Origin of the sequence: Capnocytophaga stomatis (assembly GCF_002302635.1) — a bacterium.
In the GTDB taxonomy this organism is placed as follows: Bacteria; Bacteroidota; Bacteroidia; order Flavobacteriales; family Flavobacteriaceae; genus Capnocytophaga; species Capnocytophaga stomatis.
The window spans coordinates 484,773-504,312 of sequence record NZ_CP022387.1 but is presented as its reverse complement, the minus strand read 5'-3'; the positions used below and the strand labels follow the sequence as shown (position 1 = coordinate 504,312).

Sequence of the window (19,540 nt, the reverse complement as noted above, 5' to 3'; positions counted from 1 at the left end):
TAAAGTATAAAAAAATGAAAAATAGTAAATATATCAAAACAGGAATATTAGCATCGGCATTGGCATTATTCTCTTGTGGTAATTTTGATGAAATTAATGTGAATCCTAACGTGTCAACTAATGTTGAACAAGTTCAGATAGAATATTTTATCAATAATTCTGTTTTAGGAGCACAACAAAATCCGCACGTAGCCGAAAGGGTTTTCGTTCTGTATTGGAAAGCCGCAGGGAGAATGGACAGAATTAACACTCTGCCAGCAGGTGTAGCCGATGACGGATGGAGTACTGACTATTACAACGCTTTGGCAAAGTGGCTTACAGATATTAACACAGCCATAAAGGTATATGAGGAGAAAACAAGTTTGGGATTTAGCGAAAATTATTACAATAATTTGCTACAAGTTGCCCGAATTTGGAGAGTTTACCTATTAAGCGAAGGTGCTGATAATTTTGGACCGATGCCTATCAATGGGTTTCACGATGAGAATCCAAAATACAATAGCGTTGAGGAAGTTTATAACTATATGCTTTCAGAATTGAAAGATGCAACCTCAAAAATGGATTTAAGTGTAGGGAAAGTACCAAGTAAAGTAGCTAAACTTGACCTTGCTTACGGATATGATTTTTCGAAATGGAAAAATTACGGAAGTTCATTACGTATGCGTTTGGCGATGCGTCTGTCAGAGGTTGCTCCATCTGTGGCACAAAGCCATTTTGAAGAAGCGGTAAATGCAGGATACATTGCCGAGTTAAGTGGTGATTTTGAGGTGCAAGAAAAACCAGGCTGGGATGATTTAACAGGAGTAATGTCACGCGAATGGAATATGCAGTATCTTTCTCCTACATTAAATAACTTATATGTAGGGTTGGGAGGCGTAAAATCTTCTGTTCAACTTGCTGGAAAGAAAGATTCTATCATCTCAAATATAAAACCGGCAGATTGGTTAGGAGTTCGTTATGAAAATCACATAGCAACTAAAACAAACAATCCTATGGCTGGATATTGGTTTGACGGATTGCCAGATGCTATCGACCCTCGTGCTTATGCACTTTATCCTATTCCGGGAGATGTTCAAAATGAGCAATTTAATCTATATCCTTCTTGGGCTACTTCTCAAGTGACTGATACTAAGAGAAAATTGAAAAAAGATGATAAGGAGGACTTAGTGGAAATTGATGCGGTTTTTACTTGGAACGCTCAATCTTTAGGAAGTTGGGGTGCAAAAGGAAGTCTTAACCAAGTTTATAGCTGGCCGGCAATGACACCTCGTTTGAGAAACAATCTGAGAAACAGTACCGCAAAACGTTTATTTTTCGGGGCGTGGGAGTCTTATTTCCTAATTGCTGAAGCTGCCGTAAGAGGTTGGAACGTGCCAATGACCGCACAAGAAGCGTACGAAAAAGGAATCAAAATGAGTTTCGATTATTGGGGACTTGCTTCATATTATTCAACTTACATAGCTTCAGAAGATTACAACCGTATAGGTACTTCGGTTAAATGGTCACATAATACCGAACCTACTTCTGTTGCAATGAAATACAAAGATGGTTATACCAATGCTGAGCAAACAACTACATATCAATATCCTGTAAATCATTTGTACAAAAATGGAAGTGTACGCAATGATGCTCTAACTAAAATCATCACACAGAAATTCATTGCACAAGTACCTTGGTTACCTTTGGAAGGATGGAGTGATCATCGTCGTTTGGGGCTTCCTTTCTTTGATAATCCTGCTATTGAAAATCCGTTGGTAGGAGTTCCTTCCCTTACTGATGCCAATTATATGGAAAGCAAGGTAGAGTTCTTCCCACAACGATTACAATATCCAAGCACTCTAAAAAGCAATGTTCCAGATGGATACAAACAAGCTGTACAACTTTTAGGAGGAGAAGATGAAGTTCATACACCTCTTTGGTGGGCTAAGAAAAAATAAGGTTGCTAACAATCATTAAAAATAAAAACAGAATGCTTTTGGGTATTCTGTTTTTTTTGTATTTAAAACATAAGGAAAAAGACTTTAGAAATGTTTTTTGCATATTCGACATACTTAAGTTATATTTGCATTGAGATAAAAAGTAATATTGGATGTAAATCAAACTTAAAAAAGGTGTGATTATCTTCAAAATATAATTAAGCGGAATGAATTGGATACTTCTTGTTATTGCTGGGTTGTTTGAGGTGGCGTTTACTTTCTGTTTGGGAAAAGCAAAAGGAAGCATCGGAACAGAAACATATTTTTGGTACAGCGGATTTGTTATTTGTACGATAATAAGTATGACTTTGCTAATGAAAGCATCGCAACATCTTCCATTGGGAACGGCTTACGCTGTATGGACGGGCATTGGTGCGGTAGGAACTGTTTTGGTAGGAATATTCATTTTCAAAGAACCGGCTACTTTTTGGAGATTGTTTTTCATCACAACACTTATCGGTTCTATCATTGGGCTGAAAGCTGTCTCTAATTAATTTGATGAATATTTTTTAAATTTGTGACTAAAATAAAAAGATATAATTATGAAAGTAACCTATTTAGGGCACGCCTGTGTCAATATCGAAATTGGAGGAAAATATTTCCTTGTTGACCCGTTCATTTCGGGCAATCCGCTGGCGAAACACATTGATATCAAATCCGTAAAGGCGGATTATATTCTGCTCACGCACGCTCATTTAGACCATATTTTAGATGCTGAGGTTATTGCTAAAAATACTGGAGCAAAGCTTGTTACCAATCCTGAAATAATGGCACATTACAGAGAGTTGGGATTGGACGGATACGAAATGAATATCGGAGGAACGCAACGATTTGAAAACGCAGAAGTAGAAATCAAAATGACCAAAGCTGAGCATTCATCTGCCTTTGCTGATGGAAAATATGGCGGAAATCCGGCGGGATTTCTTATAAGCAGTAAAAACATTACGATATATATTTCAGGAGATACGGCCTTGTCTTTGGATATGAAGCTCATTCCGTACCAATATAAGGTAGATTTGGCAATTCTTCCGATAGGCGATAATTACACTATGGGCGTTCAAGATGCGTTATTGGCTGCGAAATTTGTTGATTCATATCACACATTAGGAGTTCATTACGATACTTTTGACGTTATTAAGGTAGATAAAGAATTTTCAAAACAAAAGTTTGCAGATTCACACCGTAAGTTACATTTATTACCAATCGGAAACACGATTGACGTTGTAAATCTTAACTAAAAGTTGAAAAATAATTTAAAAAGAATGGATAAAAACTTATCCATTCTTTTTTGTTTTTTTGTGAAAAGAAAAATCGGTAAATGAAAAGTCACTTACCGATAAAAAATTAAACTAAAAAATTTTATAACTAAAAACCATTAAGCCTTTGCCTCTGGTGCCCAAGAAGAGCAAAGCATTTCTGAGCTGGCTTTTTGAGGGTGAGCACATTTATCAGTTTTAAAACGAACACAAGTTCCGCAACTGATAGCCTCTTTTGCAGCAACAGTCATATCAAAACTGTCACAAGTGTATTTCGCTTCTACTTTTGTTTTGTGAACGCTGCAAATATTGTCTTTTTCTAAATTTTGGCAGTTTACGCAACCGCTTGTTAATCTGATAGCCATAATCGTATATTTTTTTTAATTAATAATTCATTTATTTTACGTTGCAAAGGTAAGAGTAGAAACACTTAGAAACAATTTAAATAACTGAAAATGAATTATATATATTTAGATTAACTCTATTGTTGAGTTATTTGAAATAGGAATAAATTAATAAATTAGGTGCGAAATAAGTCTGTACAATAGATTTTGGCTTTTGACGACTAACTTTAGGAGAATTGTTTTTAAAAAATACGGAAAACAGAACAATTTTTGTATTTCGATTATTGTTTTTGTTGTTCTGTAAATTTGACCAAAACATACTAATCAGAATTACAATTAGTTTTGTCTTGTAATGTTACGTAAGTATTAAATTTTCATTTTTGGGATAAAAAAAATGTGAATTTGATTTTTTATTTCAAGTTTTTTTTTTACTTTTACATCGCCAAATTAAAAAAGGCATTGCTTAGAATTAACAATATAAATAATTATAAAATCAAAATTATGAGTAAATCAAAAACAATTTCAGTTGAGAATTACGGAATCAAAAATGCAAACGTACGCTACCAACTTTCTGCTGACGAGTTGCACAAAGAAGCTATCGCAAAAGGTGTAGCTGAAGAAGCTAACTCTGGAGCATTATCTATCAAAACAGGAAAATTTACAGGACGTTCTCCGCAAGACCGTTTCATCGTAAAAGATGACATTACAAAAGACCGTGTATGGTGGGGAAAAGTAAATATTCCTTTCGATGCAGCAAAATTTGACGCTCTTTACGATAAAGTAATGGCATATCTTTCAGGAAAAGAATTGTTCGTTCACGACGGATATGTATGTGCTGACCCTAACTATCGCACAAACGTTCGTACCATTGCCGAGCTTCCTTGGAGTGCACAATTCGTGTACAATATGTTCCTTCGTTTGGAAGAGAGCGAAGTAGCTGGATTTAAAGAAGATTGGTTGGTAGTAAACGCACCAGGATTCTTGGCTGACCCTGCTGTGGACGGAACTCGCCAATCAAACTTCGCTATTTTGAACTTTACCAGAAAAATCGCTCTAATCGGTGGAACAGGATACCCAGGGGAAATGAAAAAAGGTATTTTCTCGGCTCTTAACTTCGTGCTTCCTGTATTCAAAAATACAATGCCAATGCACTGCTCTGCAAACGTTGGTAAAGGTGGTGATACAGCGATTTTCTTCGGACTTTCAGGAACTGGAAAAACAACCCTTTCAGCTGACCCGAACCGCCACCTAATCGGAGACGACGAGCACGGCTGGACACCAGAAAACACCGTATTTAACTTTGAAGGTGGTTGCTACGCAAAAGTAGTGGACTTGACCGCTGAAAAAGAGCCTGAAATTTTCCGTGCCATCAAAAAAGGAGCTATCCTTGAAAATATCGTGATGGATGCCAAAGGAGAAGTAGATTTCGCTGATACGTCAATTACTGAAAATACACGTGTTTCTTACCCAATTTACCATATTGATAACATTCAACCAGGGTCTATCGGAAAAAATCCTAAAAATATTTTCTTCCTAACGTTCGATGCTTACGGAGTGTTGCCTCCAATCTCTAAATTGACACCAGAACAAGCTGCGTATCAGTTCGTTTCAGGATATACTTCAAAAGTAGCTGGAACAGAGGTAGGAATTACTACACCACAAAAAACGTTCTCGGCTTGTTTCGGAGCTGCCTTTATGCCACTTCACCCAGCCGAATACGGAAAAATGTTGGCTGAAAAAATCGAAAAATCAGGCGTAAACGTATGGTTGGTAAACACAGGTTACAACGGAAAAATGAAACGTTGCAGCTTGAAAGACACTCGCGCTTTGATTACTGCGGCTCTTACCGGAGCGTTGGATAAAGTGGAGTACAAGGAATTGCCAATCTTCGGATTTGGAGTGCCACAATCTTGCGAAGGAGTTTCTGACCAAGCTATTTTGAACCCAGAAAATACTTGGGATGATAAAGCTCAATTCGTTGCTAAATCAAAAGAATTAGCGGAAGCATTCTTACAAAACTTCAAAGATAAAGGATTTGAAGAAGGAGCTGATGCACAAGTACTTAAAGGAGCGCCAAAATTGTAATTCAATTAGGATAAATTCATTAAGTCATATTTTTATAGAAGAAAGATTGCCTCTGAAAAAGAGGCAATTTTTTTATTTTTGATTTTAAAATAATTATGATTTATTAACTAAATTCGGTATAATTTTTGCTTAATAATTTGTATTAACATTTTAAAAAACAAATAAAAATGAAGAAAAAAAATTATTTTAGTTTGCTGTTTGTCTTTGCATTGCTTTTGGTGGGTTGTAAAGATAATGATGATGTAAAGGAAAGTGACGTTGTTGCTATGCCTAATTCCTCAAGCTTTCAAAATTTAAGAAAAGCTGCCTTAGCTGAATTAACTCAAACAAAGGAATTTGAGGTTGATGGAAATGGAAATATTGAGTTTACATCTAAGAAAGGTGTGAAGGTAAGTATTCCGGAGTATTGTTTAACTGTTAATGGAGGTACGGTGTCAGGTACTGTTAAATTGGAGTTTATCGAACATTTTGATAAAAGCACATTACTTACCACGAACATCGCTACAATGGGCAGAGACAGTAATGGTGATGTGAAGTTTCTTGTTACAGGAGGAGCTTTTTATTTAAAATTAACCCATAATGGTAAAGAAGTTGAAAGTCCTACTTATTGTAATTACGAATTGGAAGTTCCGGCAAAGCTTACAGGGAAACTTGATAATACTATGAAATTATGGTATGGTAATTTTAACGAGGAAGGAAATTTAATTTGGGAAGAGGTTATAACAGAAAATTGGAATCCTGAAACCGGAGAGGGATGGAATCCTGAAACTGGAGAGGGATGGAATCCTGAGGTGCCGATGCCTGGCTTGATGTTCCAAGATGAGAAATACCTTGTTATAGCTAATAAATTTGGTTGGGTAAATATAGACCGTTTCTATGATAATGAGTTACGTGAAGTAACGCCTGTTACTGTCAAAGTGCCAAGTGAATATGATGGAAAAAATTCTGCAGTCTATATGTCTTACAAAGAAGTGCCAGGACTTGCTACAATTTATTACCACATTGACAAGAAAATTTTTACTACAGGAAACTATACTTTACCAATCGGTTTAGAGGTTCACGTAATTTTCGCTTCTGAAAGTAATGGAAAATGGGCTTATGCTATAAAAAGTGCAAAAATTACGAAAGACCATCAGGTAGAGTTTTTGAAATCTGACTTGAAAGAAGCTACACAAGCCGAATTTGAAGCCGCAATAGAGGCTATTAAATAGAAGTTAATTTATTAATAACAAAAAAGCTCGAAATTAATTTTCGAGCTTTTTTATATGTAAAAAGAAAATTCTATTCTTTTTTACCTCCCAATCCTCTTAAAAAATTGTCTATTTGTTTTTTAGCTTCTTTTTTGACCTCTTCTTTGGCCTTCTCTTTTACTTCTTCTTTTGCTTTTGTGATGACGCTATCTTTATTGTTGATTAATCCATCAACCATTTTGCCTGCTTTTCCTGCCGTTGTAGAGTCTGTTTTTGATGAAATTAAACTTTTTAGCGCATCTGTTCCCTTGTCTTTTAGATTATTAATCTGACCTTCTGCTATTTGAGAAACTAAGTTTGTGACAGCTTGTTTCATATCAGTCGATACCTTGGGAGATTTAAAAGTACCTTCAACAGAAGCAATTACAGGAATATTACTGATTTTTTTCTGATTTTCAGGCGTTAGTTTTGATAGTAGAGAATTAGCTTCGTTTCCTAACATTTGAGGCGGAACGTTGAATGTTAGTTGATAATTCATTGTTTGGTCAAAACCGTGCGAGCCATCTACATTAATAGCTACATCTTTGTATTTCAGAGTGAAAGGCTTAAATTTTACTCTGCCGTTTTCAAATTGTAAAGAAGCTTTCAAATCGTTCAGATTTAAGTTAGATAGATTCAAACCCGAGAAATGTGAATCCAAGGAAGAAAGTAGAGGCGATTCTTCACTTTTAATTCTGGAATTAACGAGCGAAGCCAACAAATCTCCCGAAATGGTATTCAAATTCGGAGTTAAATCGTCATTTAATTTTCCATTAACAGTGATATTTGTATTTACAAAACCTTGAACTACATTGGCAATCGGAGCTATTTTCTTTAACATATCAATATGCGTAAAAGCCTCAGGTACATTCAATTTGCTCATTAACAGCTTAACATCAAAAGAAGGAACATTTTCCTTAGTTGAAACATTTCCGCTTATAGCGATTTCTCCTCCGAAAATATCTGTTCTCAAGTTTTCAAGCGAAACTTTTTCATCTTTGATAATCAATTTTCCGGCTACACTTTTCAACTGTAAATTATCGTAAATCACGGTATTGGCACTGGCAGAAAAAGTACAATCCAAGAAAGAAGGCACTTTTAATGAAGTTTTGTCAGAAGTCTCTTTTGTTGTATTTTCTGTCGTTTTAGATTCAGATTCCGTATTTTTTGACCCTGAAGAAGGTTGTAAAAAGTCATTTACAGCTAATTTATCTGATTTCATATCAAAATTTCCTTTCAAAATCTCCTTTTTGAATAGAAATCCGTAAAGATTATCAAATCTTCCCTTCAGATTGATGTCCGATTCACCCGTTTTTGCTGAAAAACTGCTCAATTCAATATGTGAAGGACTGAAATTCAATCCGGCTTCGTTGATATGAAAAGGTTTTACAAACTCTTCCCCCTCATAAACAAACTGTTGCAGAGAAGCATTTCCTTGACTTTTTATGTTTTGATATTGTTGTTTTTCAACAGAATTCATATCTAATTGAGCAGAAACATCCATTTTCAATATTCCTGACAATTTTTTATCCAAAGAGATAGGATATGCTTGAGAAAGATTAGCCAGATTTATAACTCCTTTTAAATCAGTATCTACATAAGGATTTTTAACAAGATTACTCACTTTTGCTTTGGCAGAAAAATGGTCTTGGTCAATTGTTATTGTAAATTTATTCAGGTTGACTTTGGTGTCATTCAAAATTCCTGTTTCGTTATTTACTTTTAAATCAATATTAATATTTTGGATTGCTTTGGGCAAATCAGGATATTTAAGCGATGCGTTTTGCGAAAACATTTCAATCCCAAAAGCGGGAATTCGCTCTTTATTAAAATCACCTTTTACATTTCCATTAACAGTAAAGTTCCCCGTAGTTTTCACATTTTCAATACTTTTTGAATATTCTTCGGGAATTAAAGCCAAAAAGTTCTGAAAGGAAGAAGAAGGCGTGCTAAAAGTTAAATCGTATCGTTGTCCGTTTTCCAATAGCTGAATAAATCCGTCAAATACCAAATCCAATCGGTTAATAACAGCTTTGTTTTCCTTGAAAGTGTATTTTTGTTGGTTTAAATCGATTCCCAAAACAGCATCCAATGAAATAGGAACTTTATTCATAAAGTTGCTTTTATCCATTGAAAAAGAGAGATTTGCCGTACTTTCCGTATCCAAATCCAAAATTTCGTTGGAAAAATTTCCTTTTCCTTTATGGTTGATTTCATCAAGGGTTAAAAGTATGTTCCCGTCGTCATCTTTGAAGGTAAACTTCATATTTTCAACAGTATAAGATTGTATTTTCAGGTCAAAAGTACTTGATTCACTGTTTTTATCTGTGGTTTCGGAAGGAATGGCAATATCGTAATTCCCTTTTCCTTCTTCGTTAAAATGTATCAGAACTGAGGCATTTTTCAAATCAAATCCAAGAATGTTATAATTTCCTGAAATTAAATCGGTTATACTTAGTTTCAAATTCATTTCTTTGGCTGAAAGCAATGTATCTCCAGCGAAAGGTTCTTTATTGATAATCTGAAAGTTAGTAAGGGAAACAGACGCTTTTGGAAAATTTTTGAACAGACTCACGGAAACATCTTCCAAAGAAGCCGTCGCATTTATGTTTTTGTTTACGGAAGCGATTGCTTTTTCCTTTATCGTATCTTTAAAAAAATAAGGAATTGCTATCATCGCTAAAATGATAATAATCAGAACTATACCTCCAATTTTGAAGATTTTTTTTACTGTTTTCATTTAAGATTGCGTTTTTTGAAGCTTTTTTGTGATTTTTAAATTTAAAGAGGGAAAATTATTTTTGAATTATTTCTTTTTTCGGTTTAATACCCGATATTCTTCATAGCAACTACTGATTGCCTCAAGTATCTGTAAATCATTGGCTGACATTATGAAATCATTGGAATAGTTGCACGAACGAATAACTTCTTCAAGCTCATTTCGGTCTATTTGCAGAAGTTCCAGAAGCGTTTCTCGGTCGTATCTTGTGGCAAGAAGGTCGCTCAATTGGTTGTCTTCCCGCATTTTTTGGAGTTTCCGCATTTCTCTTCCCTTCGAGCTGAATGTTCGGTAAAGCAAATCAACAGGATTGAAGATGGAACTAATAACACGCCCCACAGCACCCGAACTTCCTCGGCTTTCGTAACCGATTTCTAACCCTGAAATACTATAACGCTTATTCTCGTTTATAGGAACATTTTTTGCGTCAATATCCAAGAAACCAGTTAATTTATAGGGAGTTATGACTACTTCTTCCAAAGCGTACGCAAGTTCTGTCATTCCAATTTTTGTACCCGAAAACTTAAGCATATCGTTGGTTACTTGCACTTTCATTGATTTGTGTCCTAAAAAAGAAAAATACAAGGTATCATTTATCGCAGCACGAATGCTGAAATTTCCGTCGTTATCCGTAGTTGTTCCTCTAACCTTATTTAGGTTTAAAATATGCACGTTAGGAATTGGTTTATTTGTATGCACACTAAATACATTTCCTTGAACTTCAGTTTCTTGAGCGGTTGCAAGATGAACAAATACAATTGTTAGTATAAATAGTATTTTCTTCATATAATATTTTTTTACTTTAAGGTTTTATGATTTCATTACATAATCAAAGGATAAAGATATAAAAATAAAAGAAATAAATCAGGAAAAGGCTTTATTTTTTGTTTTTATTTAACAAATTTTGTAGAGTATTAAAAAAGAGTGAAGATTTCTCTCCACTCTCCATTTCAGTTATGAGTAACTATTTTCGTCTTTTCCTTTTATTGAATGCTTTTTCAAAGGCTTGAGAGGTTTTTTGTTCTCTTTTTCCTTTCGGAGATTGTTTTTCAAAAGAAGAACGAGATTTTCCATTGCGTTTTCTGTTTTTTGAATCTCTGCTTTTCTCTCTTTGACCTTTTCTGTTTCGTTCTTTTCCTTCTTGCTTTGAAGAAATTTCTACATTGATAAAGCGACCATCCATCTGAAAATCATTGAATGTATTCATCACTAAATCAGTGTTTTCTGCCTCAGTATTGAAAAAAGAAAAACTATTTTTTACATCTACTTTGAAAACGTCATCTTTTCCTAAATCAAGGGTTGCTTTCAGGAAGTCTTTCAAAGTTTTCCAATCGTAACCATCTCTTTCACCAACATTTATAAAAAATCGAACTTCGTTATTGTTGGAGCTGGAATCTTTTTCTTCCGAACTGTTCAAATCCTTTGAATTTTTGTAATAATTGAAGAATCGGTTGAATTCCACAGCCACCATTTTTTTGATAAGTTCCTCTCTGTCAACTCCTTGAAGGACGTCATTTATAGCAGGCAAGTAATCCTCAATAGCCTGATCTACAGTAACATTTTTGATATTATTGGCTAAATGATACAACTGTATTTCACAGATTTCGATTCCGCTTGGCAGTTTTTTCAGTTCAAAAGGTTGCTGAATGATTTTCTCAATGGCTTTGATTTTTTTAACCTCACTTTTAGGTATGATAACCATCGAAACTCCTGATTTTCCGGCTCTTCCGGTGCGTCCGCTTCGGTGAGTATATGTTTCTATTTCATCAGGAAGTTGATAGTGAATAACGTGAGTAATATCATCAACGTCAATTCCTCGTGCCGCAACATCTGTGGCAATTAACATTTGTATTTGCTTGGCACGGAAGGCTTTCATTACCAAATCGCGTTGGTTTTGACTTAAATCACCGTGTAATGCGGCTGCGTTGTAACCATCTTCGATTAATTTTTCTGCAACAGATTGAGTATCTTTCTTTGTTCTGCAAAAAACCACAGAAAAGATATCAGGATTTGCATCAGCCAATCGTTTCAGAGCTTCGTATCTGTGTCGTCCATTGACCATATAAAACTCGTGACGTACACTGTTGGAAGCCTGATTTCTTGTTCCTACTGTGATTTCCAAAGGTTTATGCATAAATTGACGAGCAATTTTTGCTACTTCATTAGGCATTGTTGCCGAAAAAAGCCACGTATTTTTTGTTTCCGGAGTATGTGATAAAATTGATGTAATATCCTCATAGAAGCCCATATTGAGCATTTCGTCAGCTTCATCCAGTACGCAAAAGTCTATGTTTGAGATATCTACAAAATTTCTGCGAATCATATCCTGCATACGCCCGGGAGTAGCAACGATAATTTGAGCTCCTTTTTTTACGCTACGAGCTTGTTCCTCAATACTTGCCCCACCGTAGATTGCAACTACATTTATTTTTGGAATATACTTTGAGTAAAGTTTTAATTCTGAAGCTATTTGCAGACATAATTCGCGAGTGGGAGAAAGGATAAGTCCTTGTGTTTCACGGCTATCAGCATTTATTTTTTGTAAAAGAGGGAAACCAAATGCTGCTGTTTTTCCTGTTCCTGTTTGTGCCAAAGCAACCATATCAGTGTCTTCAGAAAGTAGCGAAGGGATTGCTTTTTGTTGTATTTCAGAAGGGTTTTCAAAGCCCATATCATCTATGGCTTTGATTATAGGCTCATTAAGCCCCAATTGTTTAAATGAATTCATATATAATTTTCTACGGGGGCAAAGGTAATCAATTAATTGAGAAAAAATCGTTAATTTTTCGTTTTTATTGTTCTAAATAATTTTACTTTTGCACAAAAACGAAAATGATACAATTTTTACGCTACTTACTTTTTCCAATTTCCATTTTATACGGAATGGTAATCCGTTTGCGTCATTTAGCATTCGATTACGGAATATTTGATTCTGTAACATTCAATGTGCCAACCATTTGTGTTGGAAATTTGAGCGTTGGAGGCACCGGGAAAACCCCAATGGTAGAATATTTGATACGTAAACTCAAATCCGAAAAAAGAGTGGGAGTTGTTAGTCGTGGGTACAAACGTAAAACAAAAGGTTTTGTATTGGCGAGTAAAAATTCAACAGTTTTTGATTTGGGAGATGAGCCATTTCAGTTTTGGAGAAAATTTCCTGAAATTGTTTTAGCAGTTGATTCTGATAGAGTTAGAGGAGTTGGGGAATTATTGAAATTGAAAAATGCTCCTGAAATTATTTTGCTTGATGATGCTTTTCAACATAGGAAAATAAAGGCTCAAAAAAATGTATTATTAACTTCTTATAACAGCTTATATTCAGACGATTATCTTCTTCCAACGGGAGATTTGAGAGATGTCGTTTCAAGAGCTAAAAAAGCGGATGTAATTGTTGTTACTAAATGTCCGACCGATATTTCAGAAAAAAAACGTAAAGAAATCACGGAAAAATTACAAAAAAACGAAAAACAAAAGGTAGTTTTTGCAACTATTTCCTATTCTGAGAAAATTTATTCACAAAAAGAAGTAATTGATTTACAGGATTTTTTGAAAACACCTTTTGTACTTGTTACTGGAATTGCAAATCCTCTTCCGTTAATTCAATTTTTAGATGATAATCAGGCTAATTACAAGCATTTGGAATTTCCTGATCATCATAATTTTAGCACTTCGGAAATAGAAAAACTTAAGAAAGAGTCGCGAATATTAACCACAGAAAAAGACTTTGTACGTTTGCAAAATCAACTTCCTGAGATTCACTATCTTCCCATAGAAACCGAATTTATAACCAAATCAGATGAAGATATTTTTTGGGAAATATTGGAAAGTTAATTGTAGTTTTTGTTAGTTTTGCCCGTATTTTGTAACTAAATATGAATATTATTAAGCTCGAGACAATAGATTCTACAAATAATTATCTAAAAAAATTAGCAAATTCGGAGGAAAATTTGCCGAATTTCTTAACTGTTTGGACTCCAAATCAAACCAATGGAGTGGGGCAGTACGGTGCTAAGTGGGTGACGGAATCGTACAAGAATTTGACTTTCAGTGTTTTATTTTTACACAAAAAATTTGAATTGGAGCGATATTTCTTGCTGAATATGCTCACGGCAATTGTGGTTGCACAAACCATTGAAAAAATGCAAATTCCGAATGTAAAAATAAAATGGCCTAATGATATTTTGTTAGAAAAGCATAAAATAGGAGGAATTTTAATTGAAAATGTGATTAGAGGCACGAATGTAGAAAAAAGTATCATAGGCATAGGTTTGAATGTTAATCAAACAGATTTTTCGGACTTGCCAAAGGCTTCTTCTCTTCAAAATATCACTCAAAAAGAATTTGATATAGAGGTAATTATGAAATCCATTCTTCGTAATTTACAGAAAGAATTTTTGAATTTGGAGGAGCTACAATTTGCAGATATTTACCCGATTTACAAAAAATATCTTTTTCAGTTAGATAAAATTTCTGCTTTTCGCCCAAAGGAAGGAAAAGATTTTTCGGGAATCATACGAGGTGTGTTGCCTTCAGGAGAACTTCTTGTTGAAACAGAAAACGACGAAATCAAACAATTTGCTTTAAAAGAAATACAGTTATTGTATTGATTTGTAGTGTTTTATATTAAAAAATCGACCTCAAAAAAAGAGGTCGATTTAAAATAGAAAGGTTTGACAATTATTGAACTTCAATCATTTGCTGAAAATCGGTTTCACTAATCATTGGAATACCTAATTTTTCAGCTTTTTCTTTCTTGCTTGGTCCCATATTATCTCCTACAATTATGTAACTTGTTTTAGATGAGATAGATGAACCTACTTTTCCTCCGTTTTGTTCGATTAAATTTTTTAACTCGTCACGTGAGAAAATTTGAAAAACTCCTGAAACTACGATGGTTAATCCTTTAAGTTTATCCGTTTGATTTTGCATATTTTCCTCGGAAAGAGAGAACTGCAATCCGTGATGTTTTAATCGTTCTATAAGTAGTTGATTTTGTGTGTTATTAAAGAAAGAAATTACACTTTCCGCAATGCGATTCCCAATTTCATCTACTTCTGTAAGTTCCTCCAAAGTAGCTTTTTGCAAGTTTTCAATACTTTTATAATGGCGTGCTAATTTTTTTGCTACGGTTTCTCCCACATAGCGTATTCCAAGGGCAAAAAGTACACGTTCAAACGGAATTTCTTTTGATTTTTCAATGCCTTTTACCATATTTTCCGCACTTTTTTCAGCCATACGTTCCAAAGGCAACAATTGCGGAACGGTAATTTCATACAAATCCGCATAATTTTTTATAAGTCCTTCTCGGAAAAGCAATTCCACCGTTTCTCCGCCCAAACCTTCGATATCCATCGCTTTTCGGGAGATGAAATGTTGTATTTTTCCTGTAATCTGAGGCGGACAAGTATTTGTATTAGGGCAGTAGTGTTGTGCTTCGCCTTCATTGCGAATTAAATCCGTTCCGCATTCAGGACAGTTTGATATATAGATAGTTGGATTAGAGTTTTCAGGGCGTTTTTCAAGGTTTACGCCCACAATTTTTGGGATAATTTCACCTCCTTTTTCCACATAAACCGAGTCGCCAACACGAACGTCCAGCTTTGCGATTTGGTCTGCATTATGTAGTGAAGCCCGTTTTACGATGGTTCCCGCCAGTAAAACAGGTTTGAGATTAGCAACCGGAGTGATAGCTCCCGTGCGTCCTACCTGATAGGAAATGCTTTCCAAAATTGTATCTACCTGTTCGGCTTTGAATTTGTAGGCAATTGCCCAACGTGGTGATTTTGAGGTATATCCTAACTCTTCTTGTTGTTGAATGTTATTTACTTTTACTACCACTCCGTCAATTTCATAGGGTAAATCGTGACGGTGCTCGTCCCAATAATTTACAAAATCCATTACCTCTTGAGTAGAATGGCATAATTTGGATTCTTTAGGAACTTTAAATCCCCATTCACGTGCCTTTTGCAAACCTTCGTATTGTGTTGATATTCCGGTATTTCCGATTAGGGAATAAAGCAAACAATCTAGTGGGCGTTTGGCTACTTCTGCCGTATCTTGTAATTTAAGGCTTCCGCTGGCGGTGTTTCGAGGGTTCATATATGGGTCTTCCCCAGCCTCCACACGCTCTTTGTTCATTTGTTCGAAACCTTTTTTTGGTAAAATGATTTCTCCACGAATATGAAACTTTTCAGGATAATCGCCTTGCAATTGCAAAGGTACACTTCTGATAGTCCGAACGTTAGCCGTGATTTCATCACCTTGAAAACCATCTCCGCGTGTGGTTGCCTGCACTAATTTTCCGTTTTCGTAATGTAAGCTCACCGATGCTCCGTCGTACTTCAACTCACAAGCGAAAGCGATTTTGTCAGTTCCGATGGCTTTGATAACTCGTTTTTCCCAATCTTCCAAATCTTCTTTAGAGTACGAATTATCAAGCGAATACATCCGAAACTCGTGTACAATGGTTTTAAAATTTTTGGTAATTGTTCCGCCCACCCGAACTGTCGGAGAATTTTCGTCATAAAACTCTGGGTGATTTCTCTCTAAATCCTGTAATTCCTTTAATTTCAGGTCAAATTCATAGTCAGAAATGGTTGGATTATCTAAAATATAATAGTTGTAGTTATGTTGATTGAGTTCCGTTCTGAGTTGCTCAATTTTCGTTTTTATATCCATAAAATTGAATTTATAAATCAAAAAAAGCTATCTTTTTTGATAGCTCTTTTCTAATTTTTAAGTTTTACTTTTCGTAAACTCCTTCTTTTTTGAAATGTTTTGCCAATAAGTAGTAAATAACCGCACGGTATTTACTCTTGTTTGATTTTCCGTAAGTTTCGATTACGGATTCAATAGCACTATCCAATTCCGGACCGTCTTTTAAGCCAAGTTTTTTAATCAAAAAATTTTGTTTTACACGGTCTAATTCCGTTTTGTCTGAACCTGCAACTGTTGAAGCATCAGCGTTGTAGATTGAAGGACCTAAACCAACTGTTACTTTTTTTAAGAAATCTAAATCGGGAGTTACTCCACATTTCTCTTTTAAGTCTTTGGCATACAATTCAATAAGTTCGTCTCTTTTACTCATATTGACTTTTGTTTTAATAATTAAAAGTGTAAAACTAAATCAATTTTTCAAGAAATGAAAGTAGTTTAACAAAACTTTATCGTTTTCCAAGCGAGGTGTGCTGATTTCCAATAATTTCGGACGTTCAGAATTGTCAAAAAAGGCTTGTAATTCAACTTCAAGCGATGCTAAATCATTCGTTTGAGAGTAGTTCCATCCGTACATTTTGCAGAGATGTTCCGCAGTGAGTTGGTGAGGCGTTTCAAAATATATTTCAAAATTTTTGTCGGATTTATCGCCTGGTAAAATTCTAAAAATCCCTCCTCCTTGGTTGTTAATCAGTATAATACGAAAATTTTTCGGAATGTATTTGTTCCAAAGTCCGTTGCTGTCATAAAAGAAACTTAAGTCTCCGGTAATCAGTAGAGTAGGGGATTCGCTTCCTACTGCGGCACCAATGGCGGTAGATACGCTTCCGTCAATTCCGCTTGTTCCTCGGTTACAAAAAATCTTCCAAGAAGGGTCTAATTTAAAAAGTTGTGCATAACGAACTGTGGAGCTGTTACTCAATTGAACTAATTGATTTTTAGGGATTTTACTAAAAATTAGTTTGTATATTTTTAAGTCAGAATACGGGATTTCGGAAATATATTCCAAATGTTTTTTATGGATTTCTTCATTGATTTTGAGCCATTTACTTTTATATTCTGAATTATTTTTTCGTAATTCAAAACTCAAGTCGTCAAAAAAGAAATTCATATCTGTTTGAAAATGGTTTGTCAAGCAAAAATATGAATCATATCCCTTCTGTAAATCAATATGATAGTGGAATTTAGGCTGAAATTTCCGCAAAAATTGTTTTATTTTTTTTGAGACAACCAAACCTCCAAAAGTAAGTAACAACTCAGGACGTAGTTCTTCTTTTAGTTTTTCATCTTTTTCTGTGAAAGTCAATAACTTATCGATATAAGGAATGAAATTTTCGTTATGAAGATTTGAAGTTGTTTCAGTTAAAACCAAAACAGAAGGGTCATCAGCTAAAAGATTTACATATTTCTCTTCCAGACTGTTAGGAGCTAAAACCCCGACCAAAACCATTTTCTTCGATGATTGATTCCAATTTTTAATAAAATCTGCTTTTTGGTTCGGATTTATGTAAGGCTTTTGTTTTTCAATAGGCTGATTTTCAAAAGAAAATGATTCTTCTGTGGTTAAATACAAAGGTTCTTCAAAAGGAACGTTTATATGCACGGGAGCTTGGCGTTCTATGGCTGTATTTAAAGCTCTATTTAGTTCATATTCATTGCTTTTACTGCTAAATTTCTTATCTGACAGATTGGCATTATAAGCACTATGATTGGCAAAAACATTTTGCTGACGGATAGTTTGCCCATCTCCGATATCGATTTTGTCCAAAGGTCGATCAGCAGAAATCACAATCAAGGGAATATCACTGTAAAAAGCCTCACTCACAGCAGGATAGTAATTCAGTAAAGCTGAACCGGAAGTGCAAACTACCGCCACGGGATGTTTTGTCTGTTGTGCAATTCCCAATGCAAAAAATGCGGCACAACGCTCATCAACAATGCTATAACACGTGAAATAGGAATCGTTTGAAAATCCGATGGTTAAGGGAGCATTTCTTGAACCTGGTGATATTACAATATGCTTTATATTTTTTGCTTTGCAAGCCAGAATTACCATTTGTGCAAGTTCTATGGCGGGTCGCTTCATAATATTTTGAAATGTTTAATCTTGAATGGATTCTTGTTCTGAATTTTTTAAAGGATTATGAGGGATTTCTTCTTTCTTGTATCTATTGAAAAATAGAAAATACAAACAGGTCACAAACCAACTTAGCCAAAATAAATAGAAACCGGAATGAAAACTGAATTTCATCATTTTATGACTGGTGGTTGTAAAATCAATATATGTGAGGTAAGTTCCTGCTATTCCTATGAGAATGAGTAGAATACAAGTAAAAAATTGGTATTTTCGACTTATTTTTTTTGAAAATTGTATTGTCAGAATTAATATAAATTGAATGGCAAAAAATAACAGAGCTGTTTTCCACCACGTTTTGAAAATCAAATACTCACGATGCATTGTGCTAATGCCAATACGCCCAATGAAGGACATTTTTGAAATTAAAATGCTCGAAACTACGCTTGAAAGAGCCTGAAAAAGAGTCAGAATAATTAAATTTTTCATATTTACTTTACAATTTTCCAGCCTGAATTTTCGTCATATTTCAATTTGAATTTACGACTGATAAACATCAATTTGGGATTTGGGTCTTTACCGAAATGGTAGAAAGGAGTTTTTTCCTTGTCCAAAATAACCGTACAGACAGCCGTTTTTTCATTATTTTTCTCAATATTTATCTGCTTTTCATTTAGCTTGTAAATAATTGTCTTAACAACTGAAGTTTTTTTGTTGTGACTTATAATGTAAGGCAGTGCCAGTTTTGTGAGCGTAGGTTCAATGATGTGTACGCTATCTTTTGAGAACCATTTTTTTCTGATTTTTTCGTTATTTATTTCAACATAGCCATCATCAACCAGATTTTCAATAGCTTTGATAAGCTCTTTGTCTTTTTTTGCTTCAAGGCGTTGCTTGTCCGTGCTGAATTTTCCTGTTTCATACAAGGGCTTTTCCTCCAAATATGCTGAAATCAGGTATTCGGCGTCGCTTGAGCTTAATTCTTTATCTGATTTGCAAGATATTGAAAATAAAGCCAGAATGATTATTGAAAGGTAAGTTTTCATAATATTTTTATTTGTTTAGAATAGTATCAAAATTTGA

Annotated in this window: 16 protein-coding genes; 7 read left to right on the top strand and 9 right to left on the bottom strand. The window is 34.7% G+C overall.

What is annotated here, in order from left to right:
- The first annotated feature begins 14 nt into the window (after positions 1 to 14).
- The 3 genes from CGC58_RS02270 (at position 15) to CGC58_RS02260 (ending at position 3,214) form a co-directional block, all read left to right on the top strand.
- Complete coding sequence (locus CGC58_RS02270; protein WP_095894940.1) at positions 15 to 1,937, top strand: SusD/RagB family nutrient-binding outer membrane lipoprotein; 1,923 nt, start codon at positions 15 to 17, stop codon at positions 1,935 to 1,937.
- Between the two features lie 206 nt (positions 1,938 to 2,143).
- Positions 2,144 to 2,470, top strand: coding sequence for a DMT family transporter (locus CGC58_RS02265; protein WP_095894939.1), 327 nt, complete (start codon positions 2,144 to 2,146; stop codon positions 2,468 to 2,470).
- Between the two features lie 48 nt (positions 2,471 to 2,518).
- Complete coding sequence (locus CGC58_RS02260; RefSeq protein ID WP_095894938.1) at positions 2,519 to 3,214, top strand: metal-dependent hydrolase; 696 nt, start codon at positions 2,519 to 2,521, stop codon at positions 3,212 to 3,214.
- Positions 3,215 to 3,351: 137 nt separating this feature from the next.
- On the opposite strand, the gene CGC58_RS02255 is transcribed toward CGC58_RS02260, so the two are convergent.
- A complete protein-coding gene (locus CGC58_RS02255; RefSeq protein ID WP_018278964.1) occupies positions 3,352 to 3,597 on the bottom strand; it encodes a hypothetical protein in 246 nt (81 codons plus the stop codon).
- A 480-nt stretch (positions 3,598 to 4,077) separates the two neighbouring features.
- Between CGC58_RS02255 and pckA the strand changes: the two genes are divergently transcribed.
- Positions 4,078 to 5,661 (top strand): phosphoenolpyruvate carboxykinase (ATP), encoded by a 1,584-nt coding sequence (gene pckA / locus CGC58_RS02250; RefSeq protein ID WP_095897072.1) that lies wholly within the window; start codon positions 4,078 to 4,080, stop codon positions 5,659 to 5,661.
- 167 nt (positions 5,662 to 5,828) lie between these two features.
- Positions 5,829 to 6,872, top strand: coding sequence for a hypothetical protein (locus tag CGC58_RS02245; protein WP_095894937.1), 1,044 nt, complete (start codon positions 5,829 to 5,831; stop codon positions 6,870 to 6,872).
- 70 nt (positions 6,873 to 6,942) lie between these two features.
- Here CGC58_RS02245 and CGC58_RS02240 read toward each other — a convergent pair whose 3' ends face one another.
- The 3 genes from CGC58_RS02240 to CGC58_RS02230 form a co-directional block, all read right to left on the bottom strand.
- Entirely contained in the window at positions 6,943 to 9,630 is a 2,688-nt protein-coding gene (locus CGC58_RS02240) for an AsmA-like C-terminal region-containing protein (protein ID WP_095894936.1), read from the bottom strand.
- A 66-nt stretch (positions 9,631 to 9,696) separates the two neighbouring features.
- Entirely contained in the window at positions 9,697 to 10,455 is a 759-nt protein-coding gene (locus CGC58_RS02235; RefSeq protein WP_095894935.1) for a carboxypeptidase-like regulatory domain-containing protein, read from the bottom strand.
- Between the two features lie 178 nt (positions 10,456 to 10,633).
- Positions 10,634 to 12,397, bottom strand: a complete 1,764-nt coding sequence (locus CGC58_RS02230) for a DEAD/DEAH box helicase (protein WP_095894934.1) — start codon at positions 12,395 to 12,397, stop codon at positions 10,634 to 10,636.
- Between the two features lie 104 nt (positions 12,398 to 12,501).
- Here CGC58_RS02230 and lpxK point away from each other — a divergent pair, with 104 nt between their 5' ends.
- Both lpxK and CGC58_RS02220 read left to right on the top strand, forming a co-directional pair.
- The gene (lpxK, locus tag CGC58_RS02225) at positions 12,502 to 13,500 is read left to right on the top strand and encodes a tetraacyldisaccharide 4'-kinase (protein ID WP_095894933.1); all 999 of its coding nucleotides are present in this window, start codon (positions 12,502 to 12,504) and stop codon (positions 13,498 to 13,500) included.
- Positions 13,501 to 13,541: 41 nt separating this feature from the next.
- On the top strand, positions 13,542 to 14,276 hold the full coding sequence (locus CGC58_RS02220) for a biotin--[acetyl-CoA-carboxylase] ligase (RefSeq protein WP_095894932.1): 735 nt from the start codon (positions 13,542 to 13,544) through the stop codon (positions 14,274 to 14,276).
- A gap of 70 nt (positions 14,277 to 14,346) precedes the next feature.
- Here the strand turns inward: CGC58_RS02220 and ligA are convergent, their stop codons facing one another.
- The 5 genes from ligA to CGC58_RS02195 all read right to left on the bottom strand — a co-directional run bounded on the left by ligA (position 14,347) and on the right by CGC58_RS02195 (position 19,503).
- Complete coding sequence (ligA, locus tag CGC58_RS02215; RefSeq protein WP_095897071.1) at positions 14,347 to 16,341, bottom strand: NAD-dependent DNA ligase LigA; 1,995 nt, start codon at positions 16,339 to 16,341, stop codon at positions 14,347 to 14,349.
- A 70-nt stretch (positions 16,342 to 16,411) separates the two neighbouring features.
- Positions 16,412 to 16,756, bottom strand: coding sequence for a DUF2853 family protein (locus CGC58_RS02210; protein ID WP_095894931.1), 345 nt, complete (start codon positions 16,754 to 16,756; stop codon positions 16,412 to 16,414).
- A 39-nt stretch (positions 16,757 to 16,795) separates the two neighbouring features.
- The gene (menD, locus tag CGC58_RS02205; protein ID WP_095894930.1) at positions 16,796 to 18,469 is read right to left on the bottom strand and encodes a 2-succinyl-5-enolpyruvyl-6-hydroxy-3-cyclohexene-1-carboxylic-acid synthase; all 1,674 of its coding nucleotides are present in this window, start codon (positions 18,467 to 18,469) and stop codon (positions 16,796 to 16,798) included.
- A 15-nt stretch (positions 18,470 to 18,484) separates the two neighbouring features.
- The gene (locus CGC58_RS02200; RefSeq protein WP_095894929.1) at positions 18,485 to 18,946 is read right to left on the bottom strand and encodes a hypothetical protein; all 462 of its coding nucleotides are present in this window, start codon (positions 18,944 to 18,946) and stop codon (positions 18,485 to 18,487) included.
- A 2-nt stretch (positions 18,947 to 18,948) separates the two neighbouring features.
- Positions 18,949 to 19,503 carry a hypothetical protein gene (locus tag CGC58_RS02195; protein WP_095894928.1) on the bottom strand — a complete coding sequence of 185 codons (555 nt, stop codon included), beginning with the start codon at positions 19,501 to 19,503 and terminating at the stop codon, positions 18,949 to 18,951.
- Positions 19,504 to 19,540: the final 37 nt, after the last annotated feature.

Excerpts from the sequence above, each read along its gene's own strand:
- CGC58_RS02270 (WP_095894940.1), top strand. The coding sequence starts at position 15 with ATGAAAAATAGTAAATATATCAAAACAGGAATATTAGCATCGGCATTG.
- CGC58_RS02265 (WP_095894939.1), top strand. The coding sequence starts at position 2,144 with ATGAATTGGATACTTCTTGTTATTGCTGGGTTGTTTGAGGTGGCGTTT.
- CGC58_RS02260 (WP_095894938.1), top strand. The coding sequence starts at position 2,519 with ATGAAAGTAACCTATTTAGGGCACGCCTGTGTCAATATCGAAATTGGA.
- CGC58_RS02255 (WP_018278964.1), bottom strand. The coding sequence starts at position 3,597 with ATGGCTATCAGATTAACAAGCGGTTGCGTAAACTGCCAAAATTTAGAA.
- pckA (WP_095897072.1), top strand. The coding sequence starts at position 4,078 with ATGAGTAAATCAAAAACAATTTCAGTTGAGAATTACGGAATCAAAAAT.
- CGC58_RS02245 (WP_095894937.1), top strand. The coding sequence starts at position 5,829 with ATGAAGAAAAAAAATTATTTTAGTTTGCTGTTTGTCTTTGCATTGCTT.
- CGC58_RS02240 (WP_095894936.1), bottom strand. The coding sequence starts at position 9,630 with ATGAAAACAGTAAAAAAAATCTTCAAAATTGGAGGTATAGTTCTGATT.
- CGC58_RS02235 (WP_095894935.1), bottom strand. The coding sequence starts at position 10,455 with ATGAAGAAAATACTATTTATACTAACAATTGTATTTGTTCATCTTGCA.
- CGC58_RS02230 (WP_095894934.1), bottom strand. The coding sequence starts at position 12,397 with ATGAATTCATTTAAACAATTGGGGCTTAATGAGCCTATAATCAAAGCC.
- lpxK (WP_095894933.1), top strand. The coding sequence starts at position 12,502 with ATGATACAATTTTTACGCTACTTACTTTTTCCAATTTCCATTTTATAC.
- CGC58_RS02220 (WP_095894932.1), top strand. The coding sequence starts at position 13,542 with ATGAATATTATTAAGCTCGAGACAATAGATTCTACAAATAATTATCTA.
- CGC58_RS02210 (WP_095894931.1), bottom strand. The coding sequence starts at position 16,756 with ATGAGTAAAAGAGACGAACTTATTGAATTGTATGCCAAAGACTTAAAA.
- menD (WP_095894930.1), bottom strand. The coding sequence starts at position 18,469 with ATGAAGCGACCCGCCATAGAACTTGCACAAATGGTAATTCTGGCTTGC.
- CGC58_RS02200 (WP_095894929.1), bottom strand. The coding sequence starts at position 18,946 with ATGAAAAATTTAATTATTCTGACTCTTTTTCAGGCTCTTTCAAGCGTA.
- CGC58_RS02195 (WP_095894928.1), bottom strand. The coding sequence starts at position 19,503 with ATGAAAACTTACCTTTCAATAATCATTCTGGCTTTATTTTCAATATCT.